Annotated in this window: 11 protein-coding genes; 9 read left to right on the forward strand and 2 right to left on the reverse strand. The window is 33.0% G+C overall.

Going from position 1 to position 11954, the window contains the following annotated elements; genetic code table 11:
• The first annotated feature begins 14 nt into the window (after window positions 1-14).
• The 7 genes from radC to EG358_RS11635 all read left to right on the forward strand — a co-directional run bounded on the left by radC (window position 15) and on the right by EG358_RS11635 (window position 8204).
• Complete coding sequence (gene radC / locus EG358_RS11605) at window positions 15-692, forward strand: RadC family protein (RefSeq protein WP_076558232.1); 678 nt, start codon at window positions 15-17, stop codon at window positions 690-692.
• Window positions 689-1597: a hypothetical protein gene (locus tag EG358_RS11610; protein WP_083676986.1), complete on the forward strand. Its 909-nt coding sequence runs from the start codon at window positions 689-691 to the stop codon at window positions 1595-1597. Before radC ends, EG358_RS11610 begins: the two co-directional genes overlap by 4 nt.
• Window positions 1598-1669: 72 nt before the next feature.
• A complete protein-coding gene (locus tag EG358_RS11615; RefSeq protein WP_076558236.1) occupies window positions 1670-2602 on the forward strand; it encodes a phytanoyl-CoA dioxygenase family protein in 933 nt (310 codons plus the stop codon).
• Window positions 2603-2604: 2 nt separating this feature from the next.
• Entirely contained in the window at window positions 2605-3759 is a 1155-nt protein-coding gene (locus tag EG358_RS11620; protein ID WP_123890100.1) for a glycosyltransferase family 39 protein, read from the forward strand.
• 35 nt (window positions 3760-3794) lie between these two features.
• The gene (locus EG358_RS11625; RefSeq protein ID WP_076558240.1) at window positions 3795-4307 is read left to right on the forward strand and encodes a DUF7935 family protein; all 513 of its coding nucleotides are present in this window, start codon (window positions 3795-3797) and stop codon (window positions 4305-4307) included.
• A gap of 20 nt (window positions 4308-4327) precedes the next feature.
• Window positions 4328-4939: an inorganic pyrophosphatase gene (locus EG358_RS11630; RefSeq protein ID WP_076558242.1), complete on the forward strand. Its 612-nt coding sequence runs from the start codon at window positions 4328-4330 to the stop codon at window positions 4937-4939.
• A 523-nt stretch (window positions 4940-5462) separates the two neighbouring features.
• Complete coding sequence (locus tag EG358_RS11635) at window positions 5463-8204, forward strand: sodium-translocating pyrophosphatase (RefSeq protein WP_076558244.1); 2742 nt, start codon at window positions 5463-5465, stop codon at window positions 8202-8204.
• Between the two features lie 65 nt (window positions 8205-8269).
• Here EG358_RS11635 and EG358_RS11640 read toward each other — a convergent pair whose 3' ends face one another.
• Together EG358_RS11640 and EG358_RS11645 are read right to left on the reverse strand one after the other, a co-directional pair.
• Entirely contained in the window at window positions 8270-9136 is an 867-nt protein-coding gene (locus EG358_RS11640; RefSeq protein ID WP_123890102.1) for a hypothetical protein, read from the reverse strand.
• A 114-nt stretch (window positions 9137-9250) separates the two neighbouring features.
• Window positions 9251-10390, reverse strand: coding sequence for an aminotransferase class I/II-fold pyridoxal phosphate-dependent enzyme (locus EG358_RS11645; protein ID WP_076558248.1), 1140 nt, complete (start codon window positions 10388-10390; stop codon window positions 9251-9253).
• Window positions 10391-10473: 83 nt separating this feature from the next.
• On the opposite strand from EG358_RS11645, the gene EG358_RS11650 reads away from it, so the two are divergent.
• Together EG358_RS11650 and EG358_RS11655 are read left to right on the forward strand one after the other, a co-directional pair.
• On the forward strand, window positions 10474-11523 hold the full coding sequence (locus tag EG358_RS11650) for a M28 family metallopeptidase (protein WP_076558251.1): 1050 nt from the start codon (window positions 10474-10476) through the stop codon (window positions 11521-11523).
• A 59-nt stretch (window positions 11524-11582) separates the two neighbouring features.
• Window positions 11583-11951 (forward strand): VOC family protein, encoded by a 369-nt coding sequence (locus EG358_RS11655; RefSeq protein WP_076558254.1) that lies wholly within the window; start codon window positions 11583-11585, stop codon window positions 11949-11951.
• Window positions 11952-11954: the final 3 nt, after the last annotated feature.

An 11954-nucleotide genomic window follows, 5' to 3' on the forward strand; every position in this document is an offset into this window, starting at 1 on the left:
TAAACCCTAAAATCATGTCTATAAAATTTTTGGCAGAAGACGACAGACCGAGAGAAAAGTTTTTACTGAAAGGTAAAAACTCACTTTCTGATTCTGAACTATTGGCAATTATTATGGGCAGCGGAAGCAGAGACGAAACGGCGGTAGAATTGGCAAGAAAAATTCTGACATCGGTCGATAATAATTGGCATCAGTTGAGTTTATTAACGATTAAAGATTTAGTGAAATTTAAGGGAGTTGGCGAAGTAAAGGCAATCTCAATCGCAACTGCGCTGGAAATAGGGAAGAGAAGAGCCAATCAAGAAATTCCCGAAAAACCATTGATTTCGTGCAGCAAAGATGCTTATAATATTTTAAAAATGCATTTATCGGATCTCAGAACCGAAGAATTTTGGGCTTTATTTCTCAACCAAAGTAATAAAGTGATTCATATCGCTCAACTGACTCAAGGTGGAATCAATCAATCCATTGTTGACATCAGAATACTTTTTAAAACAGCATTGGAACATTTTTCGACAGGAATCATTATTTCGCACAATCATCCGTCAGGAAATTTAAAACCCAGTGCAGAAGACATTAGTGTAACCAAAACAGTGAAAGAAGCAGGAAATGTGATGAACATTCAGCTTTTGGATCATTTAATTATTACCCAAAACGCATATACCAGTTTTTCAGACGAAGGATTATTATGATTAAAAGATTAAAATACCATGAAATTGATTTTGAAAAATATACTCAATGCCTTGAAAATTCTGCACAACGAAAATATTCAGCAGCAAAAAAGTTTTTAGATATTTCTTCTGACAAAAAATGGGAATTGTTGGTTTACAAAGGTTACGAAGCCGTAATGCCGGTTCCTTATGTTTTCAAATCGGGAATAAAAATCGTTCATACCCCGATGCTTTGTCAGCAATTGGGTATTTTTTCCAGCGAAGATAATGTTGAAATTAACGAACAGTTTTTAAACTTTTTAGAGAAAAATTATCTCATCAGAATTTATACTTTTAATGAATTTAATCAGTTTAAAACGTCATTAAAACGAAAGAAGAATTATCTTATTCTTCCCAATGATTACGAAACAATTCATTCTAAATATTCTCCAAAAAGAAAAAGAAAGCTTAGATTGGATGACGATATTGTAAAGAATTCTGAAATTAAAAATATCAGTTTTTCTCAGGCTGAAAGCTTTATTAAAGAAAATTTTTTAGGAGCAGATAAAGAAGAAGATGTTGATTCTTTTATTAAGATATTTAAAAATATGTCTGAGGTAAATTGCCTGAATTTTTCGGCTTTTTATCTTAACCAAAGAATTATCAACATTATCGTTACTTATTTTGATGACTTTACGGTGGCTCTTTTGGGAACGTTTAATGATAAAGAATCAGTTAAATTATCAGGTTCTTCCGTATTGATAGACAATTGTATAAAAGAGAATATTCAGACTAAAATATTCGATTTTGAAGGAAGTGAATTGCCGAATGTTGAAGAATTTTTTAGAGGTTTCAGACCCGAACTTCGCCCTTATCATCTGATTACATATTCCAAAAAAGATATCATTAAAAAATTGCTGAGCTTGAAATTTATCATGAAACTTTAATTTAATCATGCTCTTTAGATTAGTTCTAGATATTATTCTTAGATTTATAAAAGTATTAACAAACTACTTGCAATGCTAAAGAAAATTCGCAATTATAAGTTGCCTTACATGATTTATAATTTTTTCAACAAAAAAAAATTACAGCATAATATTCCGCTCTATAAAAAATACGGCCTTGATAAAAGTTATTTTTCAAGTATTTCAAGCAAAGATTTTGCTCATTTACCTGAAAATGAAAGAAAATTTGACGAGCAAAAACTATTCAACACCGAATTTTATAAAAATCTTTCCGAAGAAAATAAAGCCAGCGCCAAAGGTTTTGACGATAATGGTTTTTTAGTTCTAAGAAATTATCTAAGACCTGAAACTGCCGATCAGATCAACAATGAGATTGAAAAACTGCTGAAAGAAGGAACCATAAAATTCCGTTATGGTGGTAAATTAATGTTCGTTATTCATCATTCTGAAATCATAAAAAATATCGGAAATGACAAAAACTTGCTCGAATTTTTATCTGTTTTAATTGATGGTGATGCTAAATTGTTTCAAAGCATAAATTTCATCAACGGAAGTCAGCAAAAAACCCATTCAGACAGTATTCACATGACGACTTATCCTTTGGGAGGCCTTCTCGGAGTTTGGATTGCTTTGGAAGATGTGGATGAGACAAATGGCGCTTTACACTACATTCCGGGAAGTCATAAGCTTCCGTATTTCTTAAATTCTGATTATGATAATGAAGGAACAGCTTTCAAAATCGGCAAAAAAAGTTATGTAGCTTATGAAGAATTCCTTGAAAATAAAGTGAAAGAATTAGGCTTAAAAAAGGAAGTTTTTAGAGCCAAAAAAGGAGATCTTTTAGTGTGGCATGCCAATATTCTTCATGGCGGCGAGCCGCATTTAGACAAAACAAAAACAAGAAAGAGCTTAGTTTATCATTATTTTGACGAAAAAAGTGTCTGTTATCACGAGGTTACGCAAAGACCTGCATTATTCGAGCTTTAAAAATGCAAAAGAAAACTAATCTGATTTTGAAAGTTTTACTTTCAGTTTACTTATGTTTTATGTCGTATTATCTCTATACGCATCAATATTATAATGTTGATATTGAAGCTTATATGGGATTATTGTACAAAGCTGAATATCCTGAAATGAAGATTGAAGAAATTCACAAAAAAGTTTTTGCCGAATTAGGTGAAAAAAGGCCAGGAATGTTTGAATCTGATCTTTCACATGAAGAAACTGCAAAAGGTGAAAATACTTATTACAAAACAATCTCAGAAAATCCAAAAGTTTTTGAAGAAGAATTGCAGTTGTTTTCTGTAAAACCATTTTATAATTTTGTTAATTTAATATTTTTTAAAGTTGGTTTTTCCGCATCTGCTTCTACATTTTTGATTTCGATATTATCTTATGTTCTGATTCTTTATTTTGTCTTTTTATTTTTAAGTAAAATTCTAAGAAACCATCAGTTAGCTATTTTGTTAACTTTTTTATTGTCGCTTTTCAAGCCTCTTTTAGAATCAAGTCGACACGCTTCGCCAGATAGTTTATCTTGTTTACTTTTACTTTTAAGCTTTTATGTTTTTGTTATTAAAAGAAACTTTCTCATTGCGACAATTTTTGCAATGCTCTGCATCTTAACCAGACCTGAATATTTCATTTTTTATTCGTTCTTCTATATTTTAATTTTTATAAAAAGAAAAGAATTACAGATTAAAAACCACGAACTTTCTATTTCTTTTGTTTACTTATTTCTTTCATTTGCTGTAGTGCAGTATTTTAATCAGATTTCATGGTCTACATTATTTATGAATCAGTTTACGAAAGTTCAGCTATATCCGATTTCAAATCCTGATTCATTCAATTTTCAGGATTATTTAAATTTTATTAAATCTAAAATACTATTTGAATTTAACTCATCATATTTCTTGTTACTACTGATTTTTATTATAATAATTGTTTACAAAAAATTTCCTTCTAAGAAGAAAAACAGTATCCCTTATCTGTTTTTCGGGTTTATTTATCTTTCTATTTTTCTTAGATTTTTGATTTTTCCTACTATGGTCAATAGAATGATGATTGGTTATTATCTCATCATCATACTGGGATTAATTTACATTCAATCTTCAAAAGAAGATTTATTTAAAAAACTTTCCTAAGAGCCAATTTATTAGTAATTTTGCTACCTCAAATTATGACAGATTTTTCAGACTATTTACCCTATGCAGCCGCATTAGTTATAGCAATTCCGTTTTTGGTTTTGCTGAGACAATTTGTGTATTCGTACATCAACTTAAAAAATCAGGAGATAAAATTACTTTCTGTAAAATCTAATTCTGAAAATAAAACGCATTCTTATGAAAGAATGACTCTTTTTCTGGAAAGAATAAAACCTTCAAACCTTATTCTAAAGTTTGATAAAGAACTTGCAGCTCACGAATTTGTATTTCTTACCGAGAAAACCATCAATGAAGAGTTTGAATATAATGCTTCACAGCAACTTTATTTAACAAAAAATTCATGGCAGAATATCGTAGATTCTAAAAATGCAATCATAGATTTGCTCCACAAAACCTACGAAAGTCTCAATAACAATCCGAATCTTAATGAGTATAAAACCGTTTTCATCATGAATTACATGAATGATAATGATTATATCGGAGCAACGATAGAAGATTTGAGAAGAGAAATTTTAATAATAGCTTAATTAAATAATAAATATACATAATGATTCCAAATTTTAAAGCACATCCGTGGCATGGGATTTCTGCAGGAGAAGATGCGCCAAACGTGGTAAACGTATTCGTGGAAATAGTTCCTTCAGACACCATTAAATATGAAATAGATAAAGAAACCGGTTACCTTAAAGTAGACAGACCTCAGAAGTTTTCTAATATTATTCCGGCGCTTTATGGCTTTGTTCCCAGAACATACTGTAACGAAGAAGTAATGAAATTGGCAGTGGAAAGTGGTGCAACTGATGTTACAATGGGAGATCACGATCCGTTGGATATTTGTGTATTAAGCTCTCACAATATTCACTCGGGCGGACTTTTAATGGAAGCTATTCCTATCGGTGGTTTCAAAATGATTGACGGAGGCGAAGCTGATGATAAAATCGTAGCAGTAATGGTAAGCGATCACGCATTTGGGCATTTCAGAGATATTTCAGAATTACCTGAAGCCGAAGTAAAAAGATTGATGCACTATTTCTTAACGTACAAAAACTTACCGGATGAGCCTGCAAAATGTAGAATCCAGGAGGTATACGGAGCAGAGCATGCTAGAAAAGTGATTATAGCTTCTCAAAAAGATTACGCAAGCAAATTTGGAGGATAAGATTCTCTGTATTTAAATATCTAAGAGGGTAAATGATTGTTCATTTACCTTTTTTTTGTTTCTCATTTAAATAATTAATGAATGACGAATTGGTTGTTATCTACTTTAAACCCGTATAATATTTTCTATTTTCAGTAAATGGTTTCTAATTTGTCTACCAAAATAATTCCATTAAATAAAATATTATACTGCTTTGAGATGAATCAACAATTTGATTTATAAAGCTTTGCTTAAGCTTTATAAATCAAATTTATTGACCTTTGCTTTCTGAAATAGAAAGTTTAATTATAAAATCGTTGCGTTTAATGGTTTAAAAACTATCATCAGAATCTCTTATCCCGAATTGAGGTAAAATAGTAGTTTATAGGCAGATTAACTAAAAAATTATAATAATCGGAAGCAATATCTATCAAATAAATTTGCTGATTATACAATAATTACATTCAATCCATAAAGTATTTACAAAAATCATTATATTTATAAAGATAATCACAAACTTTTTTTAATATAAAAATAATAAACTATGGACTTATTTGTTTTAGTACCCATTTTCGGTGTTATAGCCCTTATCTATACTTTTCTGCAAAGTAATTGGGTAAGCAGGCAAAATGCAGGAAATGAAAAAATGAAAGTAATCAGCGGACATATTGCTGATGGTGCAATGGCTTTTTTGAAGGCCGAGTACAAGATCATGATGTATTTTGTCATAATTGTTGCGATTTTATTAGCAGTCATGGGAATGACCAATTCCAATTCGCACTGGGCCATTGGAATCGCTTTTGTCATCGGAGCCATATTGTCTGCTTTAGCGGGTTTTATAGGAATGAAAATCGCTACAAAAGCCAACGTAAGAACTGCCGAAGCCGCAAAAACTTCTTTATCTAAAGCTCTTAAAGTATCTTTTACCGGGGGGTCTGTAATGGGAATGGGAGTTGCAGGATTAGCGGTTTTAGGTTTAGGAGCCCTCTACTTAATTATTAAGCAAATTTTTGCACCTGGTGCCGCCGTAGATTCACACGAAATGGAAAGAACTATAGAAATCCTTACAGGATTTTCTTTAGGTGCAGAATCTATTGCATTATTTGCCAGAGTGGGAGGTGGAATTTATACCAAAGCAGCAGATGTTGGAGCAGATTTAGTAGGAAAAGTGGAAGCGGGAATTCCGGAAGACGACCCTCGAAACCCAGCCACAATTGCCGATAATGTAGGAGATAACGTAGGAGATGTTGCAGGTATGGGAGCCGATTTATTTGGTTCTTATGTTGCGACAGTATTAGCAACAATGGTTCTGGGAAGAGAAACTATTTCTAATGATTCCTTTGGCGGTTTTGCTCCTATTTTATTACCGATGCTCATTGCCGGAACAGGAATTATTTTCTCAATGATCGGTACTTTATTCGTTAAAATTAACGATAACGAAGGAGCATCCACATCAAATGTACAAAACGCTTTAAACTTAGGAAACTGGGGAAGTATCATCATCACCGCAATAGCTTCATATTTTCTGGTTACTTATCTTTTACCTGAAAAAATGATTTTAAGAGACCATGAATTTACTAAAATGGGGGTTTTCGGAGCCATTATCGTTGGTTTGGTTGTCGGAACTTTAATGAGTATCATTACCGAATTCTATACTGCAATGGGAAAAAGACCTGTTTTAAGTATTGTGAGACAATCTTCTACCGGTCACGCAACCAATATCATAGGCGGACTTTCCGTGGGAATGGAATCTACACTTTTACCGATTCTCGTTTTGGCAGGAGGAATTTACGGTTCCTATTTATGCGCCGGATTATACGGTGTTGCTATCGCTGCAGCCGGAATGATGGCTACAACAGCAATGCAGTTGGCAATTGATGCTTTCGGACCCATTGCAGATAATGCAGGTGGAATTGCCGAAATGAGTGAGCTCCCTAAAGAAGTTCGGGAGAAAACAGACATTTTGGATGCTGTTGGAAACACAACCGCTGCAAGTGGAAAAGGTTTTGCAATCGCATCCGCAGCATTAACGGCATTAGCTTTATTTGCAGCATTTGTAGGAATTGCGGGCATTGACGGTATTGATATTTACCGAGCCGATGTTTTGGCAGGATTATTTGTTGGTGGAATGATTCCTTTTATATTTTCATCTTTGGCAATTACCGCAGTCGGGCAGGCTGCAATGGCGATGGTGGAAGAAGTGAGAAGACAGTTTAGAGAAATCCCTGGAATTCTTGAAGGAACCGCCGAGCCGGAATATCAGAAATGTGTCGCCATCTCTACAGATGCATCAATCCGAAAAATGATGCTTCCCGGTGCGATTGCGATTGTATCGCCTTTACTGGTTGGTTTTATTTTCGGGCCTGAAGTTTTAGGTGGTTTTCTGGCAGGAGCAACTGTTTGTGGAGTATTGATGGGAATTTTTCAGAATAATGCAGGTGGAGCCTGGGATAATGCCAAAAAATCTTTTGAAAAAGGAGTTGATATTAATGGTCAGACTTACTACAAAGGGTCAGAGCCTCACAAAGCTTCTATAACAGGAGATACGGTGGGTGATCCGTTTAAAGATACTTCGGGACCTTCGATGAATATTTTGATTAAATTAATGTCTATCGTTTCTTTAGTAATAGCGCCGAGTTTGGCCGTTTTACATAAAGATAAAATTGAAGCCGACAGAAAAGCAAAAATCGAAGCTTTGACTAAAGCTTCGTCAATAACTGCTTCTCCTGTTGTCGTAAATTCTGTACACAATACAGTTATTTTGGCACCGAAAGTTGTTAAAGGATATCTGAATGAAGAAGGAGATTTTGTTTATGATACCGGAAAAATTCAGGAAGTAGAACTTGAAGATGGGAAAAAATTGACCATCGGTGAAGGAAGTCAGTTGCTTCAGATGTATAATGCTATAAAAAGTAATGACAAGGCTGTTTTAGATCCTAATAATTGGTACACGCTAGAAAATTTTCACTTTGAAAGCGGTTCAAGTGAAATCAAGAAAAAAGCAGAAGCCCAATTATTAAATCTGGTTGAAATCATGAATGCGTATCCGAATATGAGAATAAAACTCGGCGGATTTACTGATAACACCGGAAATCAGGAAACAAATGTGAAGCTTTCAAATTTAAGAGCGCAGACCACAAAACTGAAATTGTTAGAATTGGGAATTGATGGACATCGCATCGAAACAGAAGGGTATGGCTCAATGTATCCAGTTTGTGAAGCCAATGACACCGACGAATGTCGCGCAAAAAACAGAAGAATTGATATAAGAGTTCTTTCTCTTTAATCACAATTAAATAAACAAAAGCACTGCATTGCGCAGTGCTTTTTTCTTTAGAAATAAGAAAAATATTATTTCAAATTTTTTAATGTTTCTTTCAGAATGAAAATATTAATTTTTATGGGGTTATTCGATATTTCTTCAGGAATTCTTGCTACATTATTAAAACTTTTCTTAATCATGTCATACGCAATAGAAGCATCTTCATCATCATAAAACAGATCATTCCATTTTTCGTTTTTGTAGTGATTTTTTAATACAATTCCATTTCCATAAAATTTGAAAGGTAATGGTTCTAAATAAAGGGTCATCGCAACTTTATTTTCAGATTCGTGATATTCCAAAAAAGCAATAGAAAATTCCAGTGCATTTTCTATTTTAGATCTTATTTTCTCTGTTGTTTGTTTACTCTTATTTTTGAGACGCCATTTATTTAATTCATTAGCTGTAAAGCTATGTTCCGAGCGGCTTACATCATTATAATCATCTTTTTTATATTTAAACTCCAATCCTTTTGCTTGCTTTTGTTCAGGAAAATATAGTCTCATATTTCTGTCGTTTTTAGAAATTATTTTAGCTGTAAATTCCGGACTGGACTTATGATTCTGAGCTTCAAAATAAATTATTGAGTCTTTTACTGACCACGTTCCGAAATAAACTTCGGTATTATTATCGTTTTCATTAAGCGAATCTTTAGGAATTCTGGGTGTAGTTATCGGGCTCAATTCTCCGTTGTCTACAAGCAAAAAAGAATTATCACCAGAGAGAGTTATATATGATGTGTACGATGAATAATCATCTTCTTTATACTTATCTGCTTCATTACTTGCATGACTATAAGTAAATTTCCATGTTCCAACCAAAGGATCTTTTTTGGTACATGAACAAAATAATATGATGATACATAAATACATCAAGATTTTTTTTGAGATCTTCATTAAAGTTATTTTTATTAAGTTTTATTTTTTATGCACTTGTTCAACTCATTTAAAACTAAACTAAATTAAATGAAATTGAAAATGTGAAATTTATTGATTATGGGTTGCAAAGATTTACAATTCTTTCTTCAAATGCTCCAAAGCATTAATAATCACATCATCTTTTTTAGCAAAACTAAATCTGATATAATCTGAATCTGTTTTAGAATTATAAAATGCCGAAAGCGGTAAGCAGGAAACTTTTTTTTCTACAGTAAGCCATTTCGAAAACTCAACATCTGTCATCGTTTTATTAACATTTCTAAAATTTACAATCTGAAAAAATCCACCTTGAGATATTTCTTCAACTGCCAAAGGCGTAAACTGTATCAATTCATTAAAAATATTGCGTTTATTCTCCATGATTATTTGATTTTCGGAAGGGTCAAAGACATCAAGATATTTAGCGATTGCATATTGGCAAGGGGAATTGGAGCTGTACGAAATGTATTGCTGATGATCTCTGAAATTTTGTAACAATTCTTCAGCTGCCAAAAGATAGCTTACCTTCCAGCCTGTTGCGTGAAACATTTTGCCAAAAGAGAAAATACAGAATGTTTTTTTCCTTAATTCAGGATGCAAGAACGAACTGTAATGTTCGGCATTATCATAATGGTAAATATCGTATACTTCTTCAGAAATAAGGTAGATTTCCTGATGTTTTATAAGGTCATACAATTGATCCCAATCTTCTTTACTCCATGTTTTTCCGGTAGGATTTTGAGGGGAATTTACAATGATCGCCTTTGTCTTTTCAGAAATACATTGCTGAAGTTTTTCCCAGTCAATTTTAAAATCGTTTTCCAAATCGTAGTAAACAGGAACTCCGCCATTCAGAACGATAGAAGGAGCGTAAGTATAATAAGAAGGCTGAATGACAATAACTTCATCGCCTCTATTTAAAATTGACTTTAAGGAAGTGTACAACCCAAATGTAGAGCACGGAACAATATTAATTTCTTCGTATCTTAATTGTAAACTGTTTTTTCTGTTTAAATTAAATTGAATAATTTTTTCAATCAACAAAGAATTGCCCGCCAGCGATTCATAACTGTGACTGATCATGTCAGCAGATTCTTTAAGAAAATACCGAAGACGCGGATCGATTTCAAAATCGGGAAGGCCTAATGACAGATCATAACTTTTATGTCTGGAAGAAAGTTCCGACATTTCTGTAAAAAATTTATAATCATTAAATCCGTAATTTTTTTCCATAGTGTTTATCAAATATATAAAAAAAATGCACGCAGTAAGCAGGTGAAATATTTTTGTTATTTTTAAAGAAATATTTTTTAATTATGAAGCAATTACTTCTTCCTATATTTTCTGCAATTATTCTTACGAGTTGCGGAACAGCAAATACACCGATCAATAATCAGAATCAAAATACGAGCTCAAGTAATTTTAGCAATGAAAAAGCTTTTGGTAAAGCATATCAGCAAATTAAGCTAAAAGACTTAAAGAAAAATCTATACGTAATTGCTTCCGATGAAATGGAAGGAAGAGATACGGGAAGTCCCGGTCAGAAGAAGGCAGGAGAGTATATCATTCAATTCTATAAAGATTTAGGAATCTCATTTCCGAAAAATTTAGCATCATATTATCAAAAAGTTCCGTCTTCTTATATGAATAAAATTGGCGGGAGAGATTTACCGGATTCAGAAAATATACTTGCATTTATTGAAGGGAGCGAAAAACCCGAAGAAATCATTGTTGTTTCGGCACACTATGACCATGTAGGCACGAAAAACGGAGTAGTCTATAACGGCGCAGATGATGATGGAAGTGGGACAGTTGCCGTAATGCAGATTGCCAAAGCCTTTCAAAAAGCAAAAAAATCTGGTAATGGCCCAAAAAGATCAATCCTTTTTTTACATGTAACAGGTGAAGAACATGGTCTTTTCGGTTCGTCTTACTATTCAGATAATCCAGTTTTTCCTTTAGAAAATACGGTTGCAGATTTAAATATTGACATGATCGGAAGAGATGATGCAGAAAACCGAGGTAAAAATTATGTGTATGTGATTGGTTCTGAAATGTTGAGTTCAGAGCTGAAATTAATTAATGAAGCTGCAAACAAAAAGACCAATAATCTGGAACTGAATTATAAATATGATGATCCGAAAGATCCGGACAGATTATATTACCGTTCTGATCATTATAATTTTGCAAAACACGGTATTCCGGTGGCTTTTTTCTTTGATGGAATTCATGAAGACTATCACAAACCGACCGATGATGTTGAGAAAATCGATTTTTCTTTGTTGCAAAAAAGAACACAGCTGGTTTTTGCCACAGCATGGGAATTAGCTAATCGTGAAGCGAGAATTGTTGTAGACAAAAAGTAAACTCCGCACGTTCAAAGCTATTGTCTGTTAGTTTTGTTACATTTAATTACAAATATAGTATGAATCAAAAAATAAAATCAATAAGACCCTTTATTGGCGCAAAAGATTTTGCCGTAAGCAGAGCATTTTACAGAGATTTAGGATTTGAAGAAGTGGAAATTGATCCCAAATTTTCGGTTTTTAAAAAAGGAGATTTTGCTTTTTATCTGCAAGATTATTATTCTAAAGAATGGATTGAAAACACAATGATCTTCCTCGAAATAGAAAAGGTAGACCTGTATTGGGAAGAGCTTGTGTCTTTAAATTTAAAAGAAAAGTATGATTCAATCCGATTAGTTCCTACGAAAACAGAAGTTTGGGGAAAAGAATGTTTTCTTCTTGACCCGGCTGGAGTTTTATGGCATTTCGGAGAATTTTTTACAACCTAAAAG

The organism is Chryseobacterium indoltheticum, from assembly GCF_003815915.1.
In the GTDB taxonomy this organism is placed as follows: Bacteria; Bacteroidota; Bacteroidia; order Flavobacteriales; family Weeksellaceae; genus Chryseobacterium; species Chryseobacterium indoltheticum.